Annotated in this window: 19 protein-coding genes; 17 read left to right on the forward strand and 2 right to left on the reverse strand. The window is 72.7% G+C overall.

All coding sequences use genetic code 11. The features are described from left to right. The first annotated feature begins 16 nt into the window (after positions 1–16). The 6 genes from infB to AB1673_13100 are packed head-to-tail and all read left to right on the forward strand — an operon-like array spanning position 17 to position 6,369. Complete coding sequence (infB, locus tag AB1673_13075; GenBank protein MEW6154901.1) at positions 17–2,632, forward strand: translation initiation factor IF-2; 2,616 nt, start codon at positions 17–19, stop codon at positions 2,630–2,632. A 10-nt stretch (positions 2,633–2,642) separates the two neighbouring features. Continuing rightward, entirely contained in the window at positions 2,643–2,942 is a 300-nt protein-coding gene (locus AB1673_13080) for a DUF503 domain-containing protein (GenBank protein ID MEW6154902.1), read from the forward strand. 1 nt (position 2,943) lies between these two features. Continuing rightward, entirely contained in the window at positions 2,944–3,327 is a 384-nt protein-coding gene (rbfA, locus tag AB1673_13085; protein MEW6154903.1) for a 30S ribosome-binding factor RbfA, read from the forward strand. Beyond that, on the forward strand, positions 3,324–4,295 hold the full coding sequence (locus AB1673_13090) for a DHH family phosphoesterase (protein ID MEW6154904.1): 972 nt from the start codon (positions 3,324–3,326) through the stop codon (positions 4,293–4,295). The genes rbfA and AB1673_13090 overlap by 4 nt, the downstream gene beginning before the upstream one ends. A gap of 57 nt (positions 4,296–4,352) precedes the next feature. Beyond that, entirely contained in the window at positions 4,353–5,426 is a 1,074-nt protein-coding gene (gene truB, locus AB1673_13095) for a tRNA pseudouridine(55) synthase TruB (protein ID MEW6154905.1), read from the forward strand. 10 nt (positions 5,427–5,436) lie between these two features. Then, positions 5,437–6,369 carry a bifunctional riboflavin kinase/FAD synthetase gene (locus AB1673_13100; GenBank protein ID MEW6154906.1) on the forward strand — a complete coding sequence of 311 codons (933 nt, stop codon included), beginning with the start codon at positions 5,437–5,439 and terminating at the stop codon, positions 6,367–6,369. On the opposite strand, the gene AB1673_13105 is transcribed toward AB1673_13100, so the two are convergent. Next, positions 6,341–7,255, reverse strand: a complete 915-nt coding sequence (locus AB1673_13105) for a YhjD/YihY/BrkB family envelope integrity protein (GenBank protein MEW6154907.1) — start codon at positions 7,253–7,255, stop codon at positions 6,341–6,343. The genes AB1673_13100 and AB1673_13105 overlap by 29 nt on opposite strands. 29 nt (positions 7,256–7,284) lie before the next feature. Between AB1673_13105 and uppS the strand changes: the two genes are divergently transcribed. From uppS to AB1673_13155, 10 genes are all read left to right on the forward strand, one after another. Then, positions 7,285–7,992, forward strand: coding sequence for a polyprenyl diphosphate synthase (gene uppS, locus AB1673_13110; GenBank protein ID MEW6154908.1), 708 nt, complete (start codon positions 7,285–7,287; stop codon positions 7,990–7,992). Next, a complete protein-coding gene (gene recO, locus AB1673_13115) occupies positions 7,989–8,714 on the forward strand; it encodes a DNA repair protein RecO (protein ID MEW6154909.1) in 726 nt (241 codons plus the stop codon). The genes uppS and recO overlap by 4 nt, the downstream gene beginning before the upstream one ends. Positions 8,715–8,837: 123 nt before the next feature. Further along, positions 8,838–9,179 (forward strand): type IV toxin-antitoxin system AbiEi family antitoxin domain-containing protein, encoded by a 342-nt coding sequence (locus AB1673_13120; protein ID MEW6154910.1) that lies wholly within the window; start codon positions 8,838–8,840, stop codon positions 9,177–9,179. An 11-nt stretch (positions 9,180–9,190) separates the two neighbouring features. Next, positions 9,191–10,486, forward strand: a complete 1,296-nt coding sequence (locus AB1673_13125) for a glycine--tRNA ligase (protein MEW6154911.1) — start codon at positions 9,191–9,193, stop codon at positions 10,484–10,486. Positions 10,487–10,560: 74 nt separating this feature from the next. Next, positions 10,561–10,932, forward strand: coding sequence for a hypothetical protein (locus tag AB1673_13130; protein MEW6154912.1), 372 nt, complete (start codon positions 10,561–10,563; stop codon positions 10,930–10,932). A 245-nt stretch (positions 10,933–11,177) separates the two neighbouring features. Further along, positions 11,178–13,811 carry a pyruvate, phosphate dikinase gene (gene ppdK / locus AB1673_13135; protein ID MEW6154913.1) on the forward strand — a complete coding sequence of 878 codons (2,634 nt, stop codon included), beginning with the start codon at positions 11,178–11,180 and terminating at the stop codon, positions 13,809–13,811. Between the two features lie 41 nt (positions 13,812–13,852). Beyond that, positions 13,853–15,304 (forward strand): TldD/PmbA family protein, encoded by a 1,452-nt coding sequence (locus AB1673_13140; GenBank protein MEW6154914.1) that lies wholly within the window; start codon positions 13,853–13,855, stop codon positions 15,302–15,304. Then, positions 15,301–16,659 carry a TldD/PmbA family protein gene (locus AB1673_13145; protein ID MEW6154915.1) on the forward strand — a complete coding sequence of 453 codons (1,359 nt, stop codon included), beginning with the start codon at positions 15,301–15,303 and terminating at the stop codon, positions 16,657–16,659. The genes AB1673_13140 and AB1673_13145 overlap by 4 nt, the downstream gene beginning before the upstream one ends. Continuing rightward, on the forward strand, positions 16,629–17,333 hold the full coding sequence (locus AB1673_13150) for a hypothetical protein (protein ID MEW6154916.1): 705 nt from the start codon (positions 16,629–16,631) through the stop codon (positions 17,331–17,333). The genes AB1673_13145 and AB1673_13150 overlap by 31 nt, the downstream gene beginning before the upstream one ends. A gap of 83 nt (positions 17,334–17,416) precedes the next feature. Further along, positions 17,417–17,605 (forward strand): hypothetical protein, encoded by a 189-nt coding sequence (locus tag AB1673_13155; protein MEW6154917.1) that lies wholly within the window; start codon positions 17,417–17,419, stop codon positions 17,603–17,605. Between the two features lie 118 nt (positions 17,606–17,723). On the opposite strand, the gene AB1673_13160 is transcribed toward AB1673_13155, so the two are convergent. Continuing rightward, the gene (locus AB1673_13160) at positions 17,724–18,149 is read right to left on the reverse strand and encodes a cupin domain-containing protein (protein ID MEW6154918.1); all 426 of its coding nucleotides are present in this window, start codon (positions 18,147–18,149) and stop codon (positions 17,724–17,726) included. Positions 18,150–18,217: 68 nt separating this feature from the next. On the opposite strand from AB1673_13160, the gene AB1673_13165 reads away from it, so the two are divergent. Next, positions 18,218–20,320, forward strand: a complete 2,103-nt coding sequence (locus tag AB1673_13165; protein ID MEW6154919.1) for a PBP1A family penicillin-binding protein — start codon at positions 18,218–18,220, stop codon at positions 20,318–20,320. The last annotated feature ends 116 nt before the right edge of the window (positions 20,321–20,436 follow it).

A 20,436-nucleotide genomic window follows, 5' to 3' on the forward strand; every position in this document is an offset into this window, starting at 1 on the left:
CGGTCCCTCGGGCCAGGTGGCCCACGGTCCCGGACAGCCAGGTCAGGCCAGCCCGGCCAGTCAGCCCGGACAGGCGGGACAGGGTGGACCGCAGGGCGGGCAGCCGGGCGGGCCGACCGGTCCCCGGCCGGCGACCGCCACCGGCCAGCCGGGCCCCGGCGGCCAGGGCCAGCACGGCGCTGGGCGTGGGCCTTCGGCCGGTGCTCCCGGGCAGGGCCGTCCCAGCCAGTCCCGGTCGGGCCCGGCTACCGGCCAGGGTGGTCCGGGCGGGGCCCGCTCGACCGCGGGAGCCGGCCGTCCCGGTGCGCCCGCCCCCGGTGGCGCCCCCCGTTCACCCACCGGCCGCCCGATCCCGCCGCCGCCCGGTCTGCGCTCGGCCTCCGGCCGCCCGATCCCGCCCCCGCCCGGTGGCCCGCCCCGCTCGGCCTCGGGCCGCGCCATCCCACCGCCTCCCGGCGGCCGGCCCACTACGGGAGGTCCCGGCGGTGCCGGCCGTCCCGGCGGTGGCCCGCGTCCCGCCGGCGGCACCGGTCCTAGCCGTCCCGGCAGTGGCCCGTCTCGTCCCGGCGGCGGGCCCGGAGGCGGTGCCCGGCCCGGTGGCGGGGGTGGTTTCGGCCGCCCGGCCGGAGGTCCCGGCGGCGGAGGTGGCGGTTACCGCCCCGGAGGCGGTCCTGGCGGCGGCCCCGGAGGTCCCGGTGGAGCCGGGCGCCCGGGAGGTCCCGGCCGTCCCGGCGGTCCTGGTCAGGGCCGGCGCCCCCCCCAGCGCCGCCGCCGCCGGCGCCGCAGCTTCGAGGAGCTGGAGCCGACCCAGGCGACCACCTACACCCGTTCGGACGCACCCATCCCCGAGGGAGAGGTCGTCATCGAGCGGGGGGCCACGGCCCAGGAGCTGGGCCCCAAGCTGAACCGCACGGCGGCCGACGTCATCCGTTTCCTGCTCCAGCAGGGTGAGATGGTCACGGCCACCCAGTCGCTGTCCGACGACATGATCGAGCTGTTCGCCGCCGAGATCGGCGCCGACGTCCTGCTGGTCGACCCGGGCCAGGAGCAGGAGGTCGCCTTCCGGGCGTTGCTGGGTTACGACGAGGACGACGAGGAGGACCTGCGGCCCCGGCCCCCGGTCATCACCGTCATGGGCCATGTCGACCACGGCAAGACGCTGCTGCTCGACCGCATCCGCGAGGCCAATGTCATCGCCGGCGAGGCCGGTGGCATCACCCAGCACATCGGTGCTTACCAGGCCGACAAGGACGGGCGGCTCATCACCTTCATCGACACCCCGGGCCACGAGGCGTTCACGTCCATGCGCGCCCGGGGAGCCGACGCCACCGACATCGCCGTCCTGGTGGTGGCCGCCGACGACGGCGTGATGCCCCAGACGGTCGAGGCCCTCAACCACGCCAAGGCGGCCGAGGTGCCGATCGTGGTGGCCATCAACAAGGTCGACCGGGAGGAGTCCGACCCCAACCGCGTTCGCCAGCAGCTCTCCGAGCTGGGCCTGGTGCCCGAGGAGTGGGGCGGCGACACGATCATGGTCGAGGTCAGCGCCCTCCAGAACCTGGGCGTGGACGAACTGCTCGAGCAGCTCCTGGTCGTGGCCGACGTCGAGGAACTGGTGGCCAACCCCGAGGGCCGGGCCTGGGGCGTGGTGCTCGAGGCCAACCTCGACGTGGGCCGGGGGCCGGTGGCCACCGTCCTGGTGCAGCGGGGCACGCTCCGGGTCGGTGACCCGATCGTGGCCGGCGCGGCCTGGGGCAAGGTGAGGGCCCTGATAGACGACACCGGTGCGCAGGTGAAGGAGGCTCCGCCCTCCACCCCCGTGCAGGTCCTGGGCCTCAACGAGGTCCCCGACGCGGGCGACGAGTTCCGGGTGGCCCCCGACGCCAAGCTGGCCCAGACGGTGGCCGAGGCCCGCGCCCATCGCCGCCGCCTGCGGGCCCAGCGCACCGAGCGGCACATGCCCGCGGCCCACGGGGCCGTCCGCTTGGAGGACATCTTCGAGCAGATCCAGCGGGGCGAGATGGCCACGCTGAACCTGATCCTCAAGGCCGACGTGCACGGTTCGCTGGAGGCCCTCACCGAGAGCCTGCGCAAGCTGGAGCGCGACGAGGTCAAGCTGGCGTTCCTGCACCGGGCCGTGGGTGGGATCAGCGAGTCGGATGTACAACTGGCGGCCACGTCCAACGCCACCATCCTCGGTTTCAACGTGCGTCCCGACCGCAAGGCCCGCGACCTGGCCGAACAGGCCGACGTCCAGATCCGTACCTACCAGATCATCTACCAGGTCATCGAGGACATCCAAAAGGCCATGGTCGGGCTCCTCAAGCCCGAGTTCGTCGAGGTAGTCACGGGCGAGGCCGAGGTCCGGGAGATCTTCCGGGTCCCCAAGGTGGGGGCCATCGCCGGGTGTTACGTCCGCAACGGGGTCATCACCCGGGGGTCGAAGGTCCGGTTCCTGCGTGAGGGCGTCGTCATCTGGACCGGGGCCATCCAGTCCCTCAAGCGCTTCAAGGACGACGCCCGGGAGGTCGCCACCGGCTTCGAGTGCGGCATCGGTCTGACCGACTTCCAGGACCTGCGCCGGGGCGACATCATCGAGACCTACGAGGAGCGCGAAGTCCCCCGCAGTTAGCCTCGTGCCCGTGCATGTCGCGGTGGTGCAGGTCGACCTGCACGTCCCCCACAGCCGGTCGCTCAAGGAGAAGCGGGCGGCTGTCAAGCCGGTGGTCGAGGGGCTGCGCCAGCGCTTCTCGCTGTCGGTGGCCGAGGTGGGCTACCAGGACAAGTGGCAGCGCGCTCTCGTAGGGTTCGCGGTCGTGTCCGAGACCCACGCCCACGCCGCGGAAGTTGTGGCCGCGGCCGAGCGTTGGTTGTGGAGTAGGCCCGACATCGAGGTCTCCAGTTTCGGCACCGAGTGGTCGACCTACGAAGGAGATGGGTGATATGGCCACCGACCGCCGGTACTCGAGGCTCGACCGCGTCAACGAGACCCTGCGCGAGGTGATCGCCGACCAGCTCGAGCGCATAGACGACGAACGCCTGGAGCTGGTGACGGTCACCGGGGTCAAGGTCGACGCCGGGTTGCGCCACGCCGTCGTCTGGTTCGACAGCTTGAAGCCCGCCGGCGAGGTCGGGGCTGCCCTGGCCGAGCACCGGGTGCGGCTCCAGGCCGCCATCGGCCGCCAGGTGCGCATGAAGCACACCCCTGAACTTGCCTTTGTCGCGGACCCCGCTATAGCCGTAGGGACTAGAGTGGACGAGATACTCCGGGGCTTGCACCAGACCGCTGGGGAACCCCCTGCTCCGGGGGTGGAGGACAACCCATGACGCCCGAGTTAGAGCGCGCCGCCGAGGTGATCGCTTCGGCGCCCTCCCTGGCCCTGGCCTGCCACCAGATGCCCGACGGCGACGCCTTGGGCTCGATGCTGGCCATGGCCCACTTGGCCGGTGCCCAGGGCCGCAAGGTGGTGGCCTCGTGGCCCCAGCCGTTCATCGTGGCCCCTCATTACGACTTCCTGCCCGGCCTGGAGCTGGCCACCAAGCCCGGCGACTTCCCGGCCGCTCCCGACGTGATGGTCACCTTCGACTGCGGGTCGCTCGACCGCCTGGGCGAGCTGGCCGGGCCGGCCAAGGCCGCCGGCGAGCTGATCGTGATCGACCACCACGTGTCCAACGACGGCTACGGCACCATCAACGTGATCGACCCCGACGCGGCCGCCTCGGCCGTGGTGGTACGCCGCCTGGCCGGCGTGCTGGGGTGGCCCCTTACGCGCGATGCCGCCCTCTGCCTCTACACCGGCCTGGTGTGCGACACCGGCCGGTTCCAGTACGACAACACCACGCCGGCCGTCTTCGCCCTGGCCCAGGAGCTGGCCGGCTATGACCTGCCCATCGGCGACGTCAACCGCCAACTGTTCGAGAAGCACCGGCTCGCCTACCTGCGCCTGGCGGCCGTCGCCCTGGCCCGGGCCGAGTACGACCCCGACCGCCGGTTCGTGGCCACCTGGGTGACCCTCGACGACCTCGACGGCTTCGGGGTCGACGTGGAGGAGACCGAGGGCCTCATCGACCTGGTGCGCCGCACGGCCGAGGCCGACGTGTCGTGCGTGATCAAGGAGACCCCCGAGTGCACCCGGGTCTCCCTGCGGGCCGTGGGCGACTTCGACGTCAGCCAGGTGGCGGTGGCCATGGGCGGCGGGGGCCACCGAGCGGCTGCCGGGTTCTCGTCCGACCGGCCCGTGCGCGAGGTGCTGGAGGCTGTCCGGGCCCGCCTGCCCCTCGTCAGCGGCGGCTGAGCCCGGGCGGCCGGCCTGTCCCGGGCCAAGTCGAGGCCGTCCGACGTCGACGGCTTGGTGGTGGTCGACAAACCCGCGGGCATCACGTCCCACGACGTGGTGGCCCGGTGCCGGCGGCTGTTCGGCCAGCGCCGGGTGGGCCACGGGGGCACCCTCGATCCCGACGCCACCGGCGTGCTCCTGGTCGGGTTGGGCCAGGCCACCCGCCTGCTGCGCTTCCTGTCCGAGCTGCCCAAGTCCTACGTGGGCGAGATCGTGCTGGGCACGGCCACGTCCACCCTCGACGCCTCGGGCGAGGTCGTGGGGGAGTGGGACATGGCGGCCGTGACCCCCGAGCTGGCCGCCAGGGTGGCCGCCGAACGCTTCACGGGCGCCATCGAGCAGGTCCCGCCCATGGTCTCGGCCCTCAAGGTCGGTGGCCGGCGCCTGCACGAGCTGGCCCGGGAGGGCGTGGAGGTCGAACGTGCGCCCCGGCCCGTCACCGTGTACCGCTTCGACGTGGCGCCGGGGCCGGCCCCCGGGGCCCTGTCGGCCCACGTAACGTGCTCGGCCGGCACCTACGTGCGCTCCCTGGCCGCCGACCTGGGGGAGGCCCTGGGGGGTGGCGCCCACTTGCGGGCCCTGCGCCGTACGGCGGTGGGCCCCTTCGGCGAGGCCGAAGCCGTGCCCCTCGACCGGCTCACCCGGGCCGATGTGCGCCCCCCGGTCGAGGCCCTCCGGGGCCGGCCCGTGGTGGAGGTCGAGGGCGACGACCTGCTGGCCGCCGTGGGCCACGGCAAGGTGCTCGAACGCTCGGTCCTGGGCATCCCCGCCCGGGCCAGCGGCGATGAGCCCGGCTGGGCCAGCGGCGAGGCGGGTGAGGCCGGGACCGGTGACAGGGACGTGGCCGGTGGCGGGCCGGGCCACGGCGATGGCACCGGGGCAGGCGGGCGGGATGGTGGTCCGCCGGGAGGCGCTAGCAGGGCCGGGGAGGACAGGGCCGGCCGGGGCGGCGCCCGGGGGCGCGCGCCGGAAGGGCCGTGGGCGGTGGTCGGGCCCGATGGGCGCCTGCTGGCCGTCTACGAGGCGTTCACGGCCACGACGGTGAAACCGGCGGTCGTCTTCCCATCGAGCCGCCCCGGGTCGTTCTAGCTTGGCGGCCATGGGAGAAGGCACGGCCGTCACGATCGGGGCCTACGACGGTGTGCACCTCGGCCACCAGGCCGTGCTGGCCGCCCTGCGCCGGCTGGCTTCGGCGCGGGGCCTGGAGACGGTGGTCGTGACCTTCGACCGCCACCCCGCGACGGTCGTCCGTCCAGGCTCGGCGCCCAAGCTGCTCACCGGCCTCGACCAGAAGCTGGAGGCGCTGGCTGCCACCGGCTACGTCGACCGCACGCTGGTGGTGCCGTTCGACAAGGAGCGGTCCCAGGAAGAGCCCGAGGACTTCGTGCGCGAGGTGCTGGTCGACGAGCTCGGGGCCCGCCTGGTGGTCGTGGGCGAGGACTTCCACTTCGGGCGCGACCGGCGGGGCAATGTCGAACTGCTGGCCGCTTTCGCCGAGTTCGAGACGGTGGGGCTGGGGCTGGTGGCCGTCGACGGCCTCGACCGGCCCGTGTCCTCGACGGCCGCCCGGGCGGCGGTGGCGGCCGGCGACGTGGACCTGGCGGCCCGCCTGCTGGGGCGGCCCTTCGAGGTGCGGGGCGAGGTGGTGGCCGGCGACGGTCGGGGCCGCGACCTCGGGTTCCCGACGGCCAACCTGTTCGTGGCTTCCGACCTGCTGCTGCCCGCCATCGGGATCTACGCGGGCTGGTACCAGCGGCCCGACGGCTCGGTCCATCCCACGGCCGTGTCCGTTGGGCTGCGACCGACGTTCACCGACGGGGCGGCCGGCCCGCTGGTCGAGGCCCACCTGCTGGACTTCGACGGTGACCTCTACGGGGAGGCGGCCCGGTTGCGGTTCGTGGCCCGGCTGCGCGACGAGGAGCGCTACGGCTCGGTCGACGCCCTGGTCGAGCAGGTCGGCCGCGACGTGGCCGCCACCCGGGCCGTCCTGGGCGCGGCCCCGGTCACCCCCCAGGCCCAGGGCCCGACGTAGCGGGGCTGGCCTCGCCCGCCCGGGTGGCTTCCACCGGCACCTCGCCGGCCACCTTGGGCACGGCCAGCTCGACGGTGACCGTGCCGTGGCGGGCTTCCCAGGCGATCACGTTGGCCACCGCCGCGTAGACGACCAGCCGCCCGAAGAAGAGCAGCCAGGCCAAGATGGCGAAGATCACCGCGAACGAGCCGTAGAGCACCGACGCGGACGCCACCAGGCGGGGTACGTAGAAACCCCCCACGGCCTTGAGGACGCCGAAGCCCACGGCGCCCACCACCGCTCCCGGAAGGTATGCCAGCCAGGGCAGGGACCGGTTGGTCAGCACCTTGAACGTCCAGGTCCACAGGGCCACGTCGACGGCCAGGGCGGCCAACGGCCCGACCACGGCCAGCCACGGAGGCAGCAGCCCGGCCGCGGCCGTAGCCGCCAAGGACACGGTCAGCAGCAGCCCGGCGCCGGCCAGCCAGCCCACGCCCCGGGCCTTGTCGGCCAGGCCCCGGCCCTTCACCTGCCAGACGCCGTTGAGCACGTACTGGGCGGCGGCCACCGCCCCCAGGCCTGTCCACAGCAGGCCGGCCAGCCCGACCACCGACGCCACCTGGCGGCTGTTCTCGGTCTGGCGGATGAGGTCGCCGACGAAGGTGGCCGCCTCCCCGGTCAGGCCCAGACGCTCGACCAGGTCACCGGCGAGGTCGACCCGCCCGGCCGAGACGAACCCGAGCACGGCCAGTCCCACCAGCAGCAGCGGGAACAGCGACAAGAAGCCGGCCAGGGTGACGGCCGCGGCCAGGTAGTTGCCGTTGAGCTCGCGGTAGCGGTCCTGGGCCTTCAGCACCCAGCCCAGCCAGGGCCACCGTTCGCCCAACCGGGCCAGTTTGGCCTTCATGGGCGGGCTGTACCCGTACGCTCTGGCCCGTGAACCCGCCCCCGCCTCCGGCTCCTGTCCATGTAGGAATTGTGATGGACGGGAACGGCCGGTGGGCGCAGGCCCGGGGGTTGCCCCGCATCGAGGGCCACGCGGCCGGCGAGGAGTCGCTGTTCGACGCCGTCGAAGGCGCCCTCGAACTGGGGGTGAAGTGGCTCACGGTCTACGCCTTCTCCACCGAGAACTGGCGGCGACCGGCCGACGAGGTCCGTTACCTGATGAACTTCAACGAGGGCATCCTGGTCCGCCGCCGGGACGAGCTCAACGAGCGGGGGGTGCGCATCCGCTTCCTGGGCCGGCGCGACTGGCGTGTGCCCCGGCGCATCCTGCGCCGCATGGACGAGGCCCTCGATCTCACCCGGCGCAACCGCACGATGACGCTCAACATCGCCTTCAACTACGGCGGCCGGGCCGAGATCGTGGACGCCGTGCGCTCCCTGGTGGCCTCGGGCGTGGCCGCCGACAAGGTGGACGAGAAGGCCATCCGGGCGCACCTCTACGACCCCGACATGCCCGACCCAGACCTGGTCATCCGCACGTCGGGCGAGTACCGCATATCCAACTTCCTGCTGTGGGAGCTGGCCTATTCCGAGCTGGTGTTCTGCGACGTGCTCTGGCCCGACTTCCGACGCCGCCACCTGTTCGAGGCGGTGGAGGAGTTCCGCCGGCGCGACCGCCGGTTCGGGGCCATCGGGTGAGCCTCTACCGGGAGACGGGGGTGGTGCTGCGCACCATGCGCCTGGGCGAGGCCGACCGCATCGTGACGTTCCTCACCGGCGGCCGGGGCAAGGTGCGGGCCGTGGCCAAGGGCGTACGCAAGACCAAGTCCCGCTTCGGGGGACGGCTCGAACCGATGACCCACGTCTCGCTGCTGCTGTACGAGGGCCGGGAGCTCGACATCGTGACCCAGGCCGAGACCCTGGACTCGTTCCGCGACCTGCGCGAGGACCTCGACCGCCTGGGTAAGGCCACCTCTCTCTTGGAGGTGGCCGACCAGGTGGCCCAGGAGCGCCACGCCGCTCCCCGGCTGTACTCCATGCTGCTGGGCGCCCTGCGGGCCCTGTCGGCCCACGACGGCCCCATGCTCGTGCCCGCCTTCTTCCTCAAGGTGCTGTCGCTGGAGGGGTTCCACCCCGTGCTCGACCAGTGCGCGGGTTGTGGCACGGCCGGCGAACTGGTCGCCTTCGACGTGGCCGAAGGCGGAGCCCTCTGCCGGCTGTGCGCCGGCCGGGTCTCGGCCGTGGCCCTGTCGGCCGACGGGCTGGCCCTCGTCCGCCGGGCCCTGGGCGGCGAACTGGGGCCCGTCCTGGGGGAGCCGCCGGGGCGGGCCACGGCCGAGGTCGACCGCCTGGCCACCAAGGCCCTCGAACACCACCTCGAGCGCCGCCTGCGCTCCGTCCACACCTTCGACCGCGCCTGACCCCACCCCGCCGCCGCCTTCTCCCGGCGACGGCCCGGCTGCGGGGCCGGCCACGATTGAGTAAAAATGAACCTCTCCGGTACATTTTTACTCACTGTCACACCGTTTCGGTACGGTACGGCCATGGGCGACGACGAGCTGACCGCCGTGTTCGCACGGCAACTCGGCCTGGTGACCCGTACCCAGGCCCGTGACGCCGGGCTGACCGATCGCATGGTGCACCAGCGAGTGCGTTCGGGACGGTGGGTACGCGTCGGGGGAGGGGTGTACCGCGTGGCCGGCGTACCGGTGACCTGGTCGCACAAGGCACTGGCTGCTTGCCTGGTCGCGGGACCGGGGGTCGCCGGGCGACCTCGGGGCGGTCGCCGCTGGCGCCCGTTCTCTCGTCCGCCGGGCCTCGTGACGGGCCACCCCCTGCCCCGCTGCGCCGGCCGCTTTCCCGGCCCGGGGGCGTGGGGCGCGTAGCCTGACCGGCCATGGACCTCACTGAACAGGTTGTGAACCTGTGCAAGCGCCGCGGCTTCGTGTTCCCGTCGAGCGAGATCTACGGCGGCTTCCGGTCCACGTACGACTACGGGCCGCTGGGCGTGCTGCTCAAGCGCAACGTCATGGAGGCGTGGTGGCGGGCCATGGTCACCGAGCGCGACGACATCGTGGGGCTGGACGCCGCCATCCTCATGGCCCCCAAGGTGTGGGAGGCGAGCGGGCACCTGGCCACGTTCACCGACCCGCTGGTCGACTGCCGCAACTGCAAGGAGCGCTCGCGTGCCGACCAGATCGCCGACCAGTGCCCCCGCTGCGGCAGCCGCGACCTGACCGAGGCCCGGCCCTTCCACCTCATGTTCAAGACCCACGTGGGCCCCGTGGAGGACGAGGGCGCTATCGCCTACCTGCGCCCCGAGACGGCCCAGGGCATCTTCGTCAACTTTGCCAACGTGCTGCAGACGGCCAGGCGCAAACCCCCTTTCGGGATTGCCCAGCAGGGCAAGTCGTTCCGCAACGAGATCACGCCCGGCAACTTCATCTTCCGCACCCGGGAGTTCGAGCAGATGGAGATGGAGTTCTTCGTTCCCCCCGACCAGGGCGCCAAGTGGTTCGAGTACTGGTGCGACGAGCGGCTGGCCTGGTACCGCGACCTGGGCATCCCGGCCGACAAGCTGCGCCTGCGCCACCACGACCCCGAGGAGCTGTCGCATTACTCGGCGGGCACGGCCGACGTCGAGTTCCTCTACCCGTGGGGCTGGGGCGAGCTCGAGGGCATCGCCAACCGCACCGACTACGACCTGACCCAGCACTCGACCTTCAGCGGCGAGAAGCTGGAGTACTTCGACCAGGCGTCGGGCGAGCGCTACACCCCCCACGTCATCGAGCCCGCGGCGGGCGTGGGCCGCTCGATGATGGCCTTCCTGCTGGCCGCCTACGACGAGGACGACGTGGGTGGCGAGAAGCGCACGGTCCTGCGCCTCCACCCCCGGCTGGCTCCGTACCAGGTGGCCGTGCTTCCGCTGTCCAAGAAGGCCGAGCTCACGCCGACCGCCCGCGAGGTGGCCCAGCTCCTGCGCCGCCATTTCTCCACCGACTACGACGAGACGCAGTCGATCGGGCGCCGCTACCGCCGCCAGGACGAAGCCGGCACTCCGTACTGCGTCACCGTCGACTTCGAGTCGATCGAGGACCGGGCGGTAACGATCCGCGACCGTGACTCGCTCTCCCAGGAGCGGGTGCCGATCGACGCTGTGGCCGAGGAGTTACGGGTTCGTCTCTATGGCTGACAGCGGAACTCTCGGCCGCTAAACTGCCGGCCCAACGCGGTATGTCGGGACGGAACACGAAGCAGGAGTGAACTGTGAGCGAGTCAGGTCACGGCCAGCACAACGGTGAGCACACGCCGGTCTTCAGCTCGAGGGCCCCAGCCGGCGGCAACTGCACCGCGTGCAGCAAGCCGGTCGCCCTCAACCAGCGGCGTTGCCCGTCGTGTGGCGCGTGGCAGCGCCCGTGGAGCGTGGGCGGCAAGCCCGAGCGTTGGGCCAAGTACCCCGTCGGCGGGTCCGGCCGGCCCGACGAGTACGGCGGCAACACCGGGTCGCACACCGAGGTCCAGAGCTCGGTGTGGGTGCGGTGGGGCCCCAACGGGGAGTACGTGCGCCAGTCGACTCCCGACGGCAAGCCGGCTCCCTCGGGGGCGCACACGCCCATCAGGCGCAAGCGCGGCAAGTAGCCGGGGCGGGGCCGGCGGGGCCCACGGTCGGCGTCACGTTCCTAGGAGGGTGGTGTCTAAACCCTCTTTCGGCGGCCGACCGCCCAGTTCGCGGCTCGGCGGCATCGCAAAGGTGCTGGTGGGGGGTAGGTCGGCCGCTTCGGCGCGCAGCGCCGAACGCGAAAGGCACCAGCCTCCTCAATCGGGCGGGGTCACACGGGCAGTAGGCTCGGTCCCGAGCCAATCGCCCAAGGAGACCTCTGGCCTTGACGTACGTCTTCGCGTTCGACCATCAACACGCCGAACCCCCCATGAACCTCAAGCACCTGCTCGGGGGCAAGGGGGCCAACCTGGCGGAGATGACCTCGGTCCTCTCCCTGCCCGTGCCCCCCGGGTTCACGATCACGACCGACGCCTGCCGCGCCTACATGGTCGCAGGCTGGCCCGAGGGACTGTCCGAGGAGGTGGCCGACCAGCTCTCCCGGCTCGAGACCACGATGGGCAAGCGCCTGGGCGACCCGGCCGACCCCCTGCTGGTCAGCGTGCGCTCGGGGGCCAAGTTCTCCATGCCCGGGATGATGGACACGGTCCTGAACCTCGGCCTAAACGACGAGTCGGTGCGGGGCCTGGCCGCCCAGACGAGCGACGAGCGCTTCGCCTACGACAGCTACCGCCGGTTCGTGTCGATGTACGGCCGCATCGTGCTCGACATCCCCGGGTCGGACTTCGAGGGGCTCTTCACCAAGGCCAAGGCGGCTGCCGGTGTGGCGGCCGATGCCGACCTGCCCCCTGACGTGCTGATGGAGCTGATCGACTCCTACAAGGACGTCGTTCTGGCCCGCACGGGGGAACCGTTCCCCCAGGCCCCGGCGGACCAGCTCCAGGGGGCCATCGAAGCGGTCTTTCGCTCGTGGAACGGTCCGCGGGCCATTGTCTACCGCGAGCACGAGCGCATCCCCCACGACCTGGGCACGGCCGTCAACGTCCAGTCGATGGTGTTCGGCAACCGCGACACCAACTCGGCCACCGGCGTGGGCTTCACCCGCGACCCCTCCACCGGCGAAGCCGCCCCCCAAGGCGACTTCCTGGTCAACGCCCAGGGGGAAGACGTGGTGGCCGGTACCCACCAGACGCTCAAGCTCGACGACATGCGCGAGCTGTTCCCCGATGGGTACGAGCAGCTCCTGGGCATCTTCGACCGGCTCGAGCGCCACTACCGCGACATGTGCGACACCGAGTTCACGATCGAGCAGGGCAAGCTCTGGATGCTCCAGACCCGAGTCGGCAAGCGGGGGGCGGTGGCCGCCCTGCGCATGGCCGTCGAGATGTGCGACGACCCCCGCACCCACCTGTCCCACGCCGAGGCCGTCATGCGGGTCACCCCCGACCACCTCGACAACGTGCTTCACCCCCAGTTCGGCGAGGACCCGGCGGCCGACGTGGTGGCCACCGGCCTGGCTGCCTCCCCGGGGGCGGCCGTAGGCCGGGTGTACTTCACGGCCGACGACGCCGAAGCGGCCGCGGGCCGGGGCGAGAAGGTCATCCTGGTGCGCAACGAGACCTCGCCCGAGGACGTGCACGGCATGGCCGCGGCCCAGGGGATCCTCACCGCCCGGGGCGGGCTGGTGAGCCACGCCGCCCTGGTGGCCCGGGGTTGGGGCAAGCCCGCGGTGGTCGGGGCCGAGGCCGTGCGCATCTCCGACCGCACGTTCACGGCCGCCGGGCGCACGTTCAGCGAAGGCGACGTGATCTCCATCGACGGGTCCACGGGCCGGGTCGTGGGCCGGGCCGTGGCTCTCAGCCAGGCCGAGCCCCCGGCCGAGTTCAACACTGTGCTGGGCTGGGCCGACGAGATCCGCGCCGCCACCATGGCCGTGCGGGCCAACGCCGACACCGGGGCCGACGCCACCGTGGCCCGCGACTTCGGGGCCGAGGGCATCGGGCTGTGCCGAACCGAGCACATGTTCCTGGGGGACCGCCTGCCCATCGTGCGGCGCATGATCCTGGCCGACACCCCCGAGGAGGAGACGGCCGCCCTCGAAGAGCTGCGCCAGGCCCAGAAGGCCGACTTCCTCGACATCCTCGAGGCCATGGACGGCCTGCCCGTCACGGTCCGGCTGCTCGACCCCCCGCTGCACGAGTTCCTGCCTCGGGTGGAGGAGCTGGCCGTCAAGGAGGCCACCGGTTCGCTCACCTCCGACGAGAAGGCGGCCTACGCGGCGGCCCAGCTCTGGCACGAGATGAACCCCATGCTGGGCACCCGGGGCGTTCGCCTCGGGGTCATCAAGCCGGGCCTCTACGCCATGCAGGTGCGGGCGCTCATGGAGGCGGCCGCCGAGCGGGCCGAGGCCGGGGGCCGGCCCGTCATCGAGATCATGATCCCCCTCACGGTGAGCCGCGAAGAGCTGGCCCTGGCCCGCTCGTGGGTCGAGGAGGCCGTGGGGGCGGTCGCGGCCGGCATCGACGTGACTATCGGCACCATGATCGAGACGCCCAGGGCTGCGATCCGGGCCGACCAGATCGCCGAGGCCGCCGATTTCTTCTCGTTCGGCACCAACGACCTGACCCAGATGGTGTTCGGGTTCAGCCGCGACGACGTCGAGGGCCGGCTCATGTCGACCTACCTCGAGAAGGGCCTCCTGAAGCGCAACCCGTTCGAGACCATCGACCCTGACGGGGTGGGCGAGCTGGTGGCCGACGCCGTGCGCAAGGGGCGCTCGACCAAGCCCGGGCTCAAAGTGGGCGTGTGCGGTGAGCACGGGGGCGACCCCGAGTCGATCACCCTGTTCCACGCGGCCGGCCTCGACTACGTGTCGTGCTCGCCCTTCCGGGTCCCGATCGCCCGGCTGGCGGCCGCCCAAGCGGTGCTGGGCGCGGGCGGGGTCTCGTCGACCGCCTGATGGCACCCGGCGGGCCGTCGGCGCCCCGGGGGTAGGGCAGCTTGTTCGAGTACGCCCAGGCGGCGGTAGAGGGGGCGCTGGCGGCCGGGGCCACCTACGCCGACGCCCGCTTCGGCGTCAACACCTCCGAGGGGCTGCACGCCCGCAACGGCGTGCTCGACGGCCTGCGCCGCAGCGAGTCGGGCGGGGTCGGCGTGCGGGCGCTGATCGGCTCGTCGTGGGGGTTCATGGCGGTGGCCGAGCCGTCGGAGGCGTCGGCCCGCACGGCCGGGTTCGACGCCGCCGCCATCGCCAAGGCGTCGGCCCTCGTGCCCGGCCCACCGCTGCACCTGGCGGCGTCCACCCCGGTCGAGGCCCAGTGGTCCTCGGGCTGGGAGGAGCACCCCTTCGAGGTCAGCCTGGCCGAACGGGCCGACCTGGTCATCGCGGCCACCTCCACCATGGCGGCCGTCAAGGGCGTGACCGTGGGCGAGGCCTACCTGAGCTCGTGGGACACCCAGAAGTGGTTCGTCTCCAGTGAGGGCCACCGCATCTTCCAGCACCTGGTCGAGACGGGGGCGACCATGAGCGCCACTGCGGTGGGCGAGCACGAGACCCAGCGGCGGTCCTACGGGGGCGTGGGGGGCGCCTACGGCACCCGGGGCTTCGAGCTGGTGCGGGCGCTCGACCTGGTGGGCAACGCCGGGCGGGTGGCCGAGGAGGCGGTGGCCCTGCTGTCGGCCCCCGAGTGCCCGGCGGCCACCACCGATCTGGTGCTGGGCTCCGAGCAACTGGCCCTGCAGATCCACGAGTCGGTGGGCCACGCCATCGAGCTCGACCGCATCCTGGGGTGGGAGGCCGCGTTCGCTGGTACGTCGTTCCTCGAACTGGGGCGGCTGGGCACGCTGCGCTACGGCTCGGAACTGATGAACATCACCGCCGACGCCACCCTGGCGGGTGCCCTGGGCACGTTCGGCTACGACGACGAGGGCACGCCGGCCCAACGGGTGGACATCGTGCGCGACGGCATCTGGGTAGGCGTGCTGTCGGGCCGGGACACGGCCTCGATCTGCGGGGTCGCCCCCGGGGGCATGGTGCGGGCCGAGGGGTGGGACCGCCTGCCCATGGTGCGGATGACCAACGTGGGCATCCTGCCCGGCTCGTCGTCGCTGGAGGAGATGATCGCGGCCACCGACGACGGCGTCTTCATGGAGACCAACCGCTCGTGGTCGATCGACGACAAGCGCCTCAACTTCCAGTTCGGCTGCGAGGTGGGCTACGAGATCAAGGGCGGCCGGCGCGGCCGCCTGCTGCGCAACCCGACCTACACGGGCATCACGCCCCAGTTCTGGGCCTCGCTCGACATGCTGGGCGGGCCGGCCGAGTGGAACCTGTGGGGGACGCCCAACTGCGGCAAGGGCCAGCCCATGCAGTACGGCCACACCGGCCACCCGGCCGTGCCCGCCCGCTTCCGGGGCGCCCGCGTGGGCGTGAGGAGCCGGGCCGGGGCGTGACCGACCACGACCCGTCGCTGTTGCTGGCCACGTGCGCCCGGGTGCTGGAGCTCGTGGGCGACCGGGCCGAGGCCGAGGTGACGGTGTCGGCCGGGCGCTCGGGGCTGACCCGGTTCGCCAACTCGTTCATCCACCAGAACGTGGCCGACAACAGCCAGTGGGCCCGGCTCAAGGTGGTGGTCGGGGGCCGCCAGGCCACCGCCGGCACCAGCCTGCTCTCGACCGGCCTGGCCGACATGGTGGCGCGGGCGTTGGCGGCCGCCGCCCTGCGGCCCCCCGACCCCGAGTGGCCGGGCCTGGTGCCGCCCGGCGGGCCGGTGACGGCCCAGCCCCGACCCGGCGCCGACCCCCGCTACGACGCCGCCACTCACGTGGCCGAACCCGGGGCGCGGGCCACGGTGGTCAAGGGGTTCGTCGACCAGGGCAGGCGGGACGGGTTCGAGGCGGCCGGTTTCTGCCAGACGGCGGGCCACGAAGTGGCCTTCGCCAACTCTGCCGGCCACCGGGCCTGGGGCCGCACTACCCGCGCCCAGGTCGAGGGCATCCACCGCAGCCCGGTGGCCGACGGCGGGGCCCAGCAGGTCTCGGCCCGGCTGGCCGACCTCGACGGGGTGGCCGCCGGGAGGCGGGCGGCCGACAAGGCCCGCCGCAGCCTCGAGCTGGTCGACCTCGAGCCCGGCGACTACGAGGTGGTGCTCGAGCCGGGGGCGGTGACCGACGTGCTCGACTTCGTGATGGGCCACGGGTTCAACGCCAAGGCCCACGCCGAAGGCCAGTCGTTCGTCCGCCTGGGTGAGCAGCAGCTCGACCCCCGGCTCACGATCTTCGACGACCCCCTCGATCCCCGCATGATCGGCCTGCCCTTCGACGCCGAGGGGACCCCCCGGCGGCGCCTCGACCTGGTGCGCGCCGGGGTGGCGGTGGGCCTGTGCCACGACCGCCGTACGGCCCGGGCGGCGGGCGCCGAGAGCACGGGCCACGGGTCGCCGGGCAGCGAGATCGGGGGGCCGGGGCCGTCGCACGTCGTGCTCGAGGGGGGTGAACGTTCCCCCGAGGAGATCGTGGCCTCGGTGGGCCGGGGGCTGCTCGTCACCGACTTCTGGTACACCCGGGTGCTCGACCCCAAGACGACGGTGGTGACCGGGCTGACCCGCAACGGCACGTTCCTGATCGAGGACGGGCGGGTGACCAGCGCGGTCCGCAACCTGCGCTTCACCCAGTCCTACTGCGAGGCCCTGGCCCCGGGGCGGGTGCTGGCGGTGGGCAACGACGGCCGCTTGGCCGGGGAGTCGATGTTCTTCTCGCCTACGCTGCACCTGGCTTCGTGGCACTTCAGCGGGGGGGCACGGGGATGACCAGGCGGCTGACGGCTGTGCTGCTGCTGGTGCTGCTCGTGGCCTGCGGGGGCGGGGGCGACGGGCCGGGCGACGACGTCCTCGGCCCGGGCGAGCGCGACGACCAAGCCGTGGCCGAGGAGGCCAACCTGCGGCTCAGCGACTTCCCCGACGAGTGGCGGGCCGACCCCGTGCCCGCCGGGGCCGAGGACGCCACCGCCGCCAGCGGGCGGACGTTCGCGGCCTGCGTAGGCCGCCCACCCCCCGAGGAGGGCCGCACCGCCCTGGCCGGGTCCGAGGACTTCAGCTCCCGGGAGACCCGCCGGGTCAGTTCCAGCGCGCAGATGGTGGAGTCGGTCGAGGCGGCCGTGGCCGATTTCGAGGCCCTACGCACCGACCGGGCCCTGCAGTGCCGCAAGGCCCAGATCGACGCCGAGTTCCTGCGCCAGCTCCCCGAGTCGGCCCCCGAGACGTTGATCGAACGGCTCGACCTGCCCCAGTTCGGCGACGAGACGGTGGCCTTCCGGGTCCAGGCCATGTCGCTGGCGGGCGGGTCGGCGGTCCGCACCTACATCGACCTGGTCTTCGTCCGCAAGGGCCGGGCCCAGCTCTCGGCCAGCTTCATCGATCGCAACACCCCGTTCCCAGCCGAGCTCCAGCGCTCCCTGCTGCAGCGCATGGTCGGCCGGGCCTGAACCCCGGCCGCACTTACTCTCTGGGGGGCGTATCCTGATGGGGGGCCAGTCCGAGGGTCACAGAGGTCGTTACACACAAGCCGATGCCTAGAACCACAATTCGCTGCCCCGAGTGTTACGCCCGCGTCGTGGCCGGGGCCGAGGACGACGAGCAGACCGCCCTGTGGCTCCACGGCCTGAGCGGGCGCTGCCGGGCCAAGCAGACGCCCAAGACCGAGCGCCCTCGCCGCAAGGAACGTCTCGAAGCCATGCTCGGCGAAGAGTGGGGCTGACCCCCGCTCCCTAGTCGGGTTTGTGCAAAGGGACAACCTCACCGGTTGCGTCTTGCACAGTACGCAGTGTCAGCAACCGGCGGGCGGCGATGGCGACCCGGCCCGACGGCCTGTGTACTCAGGGGGCGGGGGACCAGCCGGGGGGAGCGAGTTCGAAGCCGGACATCTCGAATGCGGGGGAGACGGTGCAACCCACCAGCGCCCACGGCCCGAGGGGCCAGGCCGACTGCCAGGCGCCCGCGGGGACGACGGCCTGGGGGCGATGACCGGCGGCCACATCGTGGCCCAGTTCGTGGGTCGTGGGGGGCCGGCCGGGCTCGGCCACGACCAGACGCAGGGGGTCGCCGGCGTAGAAGTGCCAGAGCTCGTCGGCGTCGATACGGTGCCAGGCGGCGCGTTCGCCCGCGGCCAGCAGGTAGTAGATGGCCGTACCCGCGGCCCGCTGGCCGGCGCCCGTCTGGGCCCGCCACGTCTCGCGAAACCGGCCACCTTCGGGATGGGGCGAGAGGTCGAGGGCGAGGGCGATCTCGGAGGCGCTGGCCATTGGGGCATTGTGGCCTGCATTGGCGCCAGGGTTGAACCGCGAGCAGGTGTGGAAGAACCACGGGGACCGTGTCTGTCGCCCACGCCCCCGAACACCTCGCTGCTCCCGCCGGACCAGGCCCGCTCCAGTGGCCCGACGGTGAGTGGCCCGACGGGCCCGACGAGTGGCCTGACCAGCCCGTCGAGCCGTGGTTCTGGAGGGCGGTGGGCCATGGGGTCGGGGTGGTCGTGCTGTGGGCCACGGCCGTCTCGCTGGTGGGTGGGGCGGTGGCCGGGGCCGTGCTGGTCACGGCCCGCACGACCAGCGAGATCGCCCGCCACGGGGCCACGGCCGCCCCCGCCGACCCCATCAAGCTCTCGCCCCTGGCCACCCGTTCGGTGGTCTACGCCCGCGACGGCAGCGTGCTGGCCGAGCTGCACGCCGAGCAGGACCGGGTACCGATCCCCCTCGACCAGGTGCCCGACCACGTCGTGGCCGCCGTGCTGGCTGCCGAGGACGAGCGCTTCTACGAGCACGGCGCCCTCGATGCCCGGGCCATCCTGCGGGCGGCCGTGGCCAACGTCCAGAACGGCGAGGTGTCCCAGGGCGGCTCGACGATCACCCAGCAACTCGTCAAGAACGAGCTGCTCACGCCCGAGCAGGAGCTGGGGCGCAAGGTGCGGGAGGCGTTCCTGGCCCTGGAGATGGAGCGCCAGTTCACCAAGGACGAGATCCTCGAGCGCTACCTGAACGGCGTGTACTTCGGGAACGGGGCCTACGGGTTGGAGGCGGCCGCCCAGCGCTACTTCGGCACGGAGGCCCAGCACCTCGAGCTCGCCCAGGGGGCGCTGCTGGCCGGCCTGATCCGCTACCCGAGCGGGTCGGACCCGTTCACCAACCCGGACGCGGCCCGCGAGCGGCGCGACTTGGTGGCCGACCGCATGCACTTCCTGGGCCAGATCGGCGCCGAGGAGGCCGAGGCGGTCAAGAGCGAGCCCCTGCCCACCCCGCCCCCCGACCCCGGCCCTCGCAGCACCGACTACTTCGCCGAGAAGGTGAAGCTCGAGCTGCTGGGTGCCGAGTGGCTGGGCGAGAGTGACCAGGAGCGTTACCAGGCCGTGTTCGCCGGGGGCCTGCAGGTCCACACCACCCTCGACCCCGTGGCCCAGCAGGCGGCCCACGCCTCGGTGGAGCGCATCGTGCCCGACGACCCCCGGGGGTTCACGGCCGCGCTGGCCGCCATCGAACCCCGCACCGGCGCGGTGAGGGCCCTGGTCGGGGGGCGGGACTTCGACCAGGCCAAGTTCAACCTGGTGACCGACGGGGACGGCCGCCAGACGGGTTCGTCGTTCAAGACGTTCACCTTGCTGGCCGCGCTGGAGTCGGGCATGGGAGTAGACGACACCATCTCGGGGTCGGCCCCGTGCCCCATCGACAACCCGGTGGCCGTCGACCCGATCTGGTCACCCCGCAACGTCGAGGGTATGGGCGGGGGCACCATGACGCTGGCGTCGGCCACGGCCAGCTCGGTGAACTGCGCCTACGCCCGTCTGATCAAGCTGGTCGGGCCCGAGAAGGTCGTCGACGTGGCCCAGCGCCTGGGCATCACCCACCCGCTCCAGCCCCACCTGTCGATCACGCTGGGCAGCGAGCCCGTCACGCCCCTGCAGATGGCCACCGCCTACGCCACCTTGGCGGCCGACGGCGAGCGGCGTGACCCGTTCTTCATCGAGCGGGTGCTGGACCGCGACGGCAAGACTGTCTTCGAGCACGAGGACGCCCCCGAACGAGCGGTGGCTGCCGGCCACGCCCGGGCCGTGACCTCGGTGCTGACCCAGGCCGTCTCCAGCGGGACGGGCGCGGGGGCCATCGTGCCCGGGCGGCCGGTGGCCGGCAAGACGGGCTCGACCGACGAGAACGCCGACGCCTGGTTCGTGGGCTACACGCCCCAGTTGGCCACCGCCGTGTGGATGGGGGCGCCCGAGGCCCGGGTGCCGATGTACAACGTGGGCGGTTACCCCCGGGTGTACGGCGGGACGTTCCCGGCCATGGTCTTCGGCTCCTTCATGCGGGCCGCCCTGGCCGACCAGCCGGTCGAGCACTTCGGTGAGCCACCGCCGTCGGACCGCTGGCCCGAGCACCACCACCTCCCCGACCCGCCGGCCCGGCCCCGGGCCCCGGCCGGCTGGTGACCACCGGTTCATAGCCTGCGCCCCGGCGCTACCCAGCGTGCGCTCAGGTCGGTGCCCGACTGTGCCGGTGTCCCACCGACCAAGGAGAGAGTGCATGGCCCGTCCCAGTAGAAGTT

The organism is Actinomycetota bacterium (assembly GCA_040754375.1).
In the GTDB taxonomy this organism is placed as follows: Bacteria; Actinomycetota; Acidimicrobiia; order Acidimicrobiales; family AC-14; genus JBFMCT01.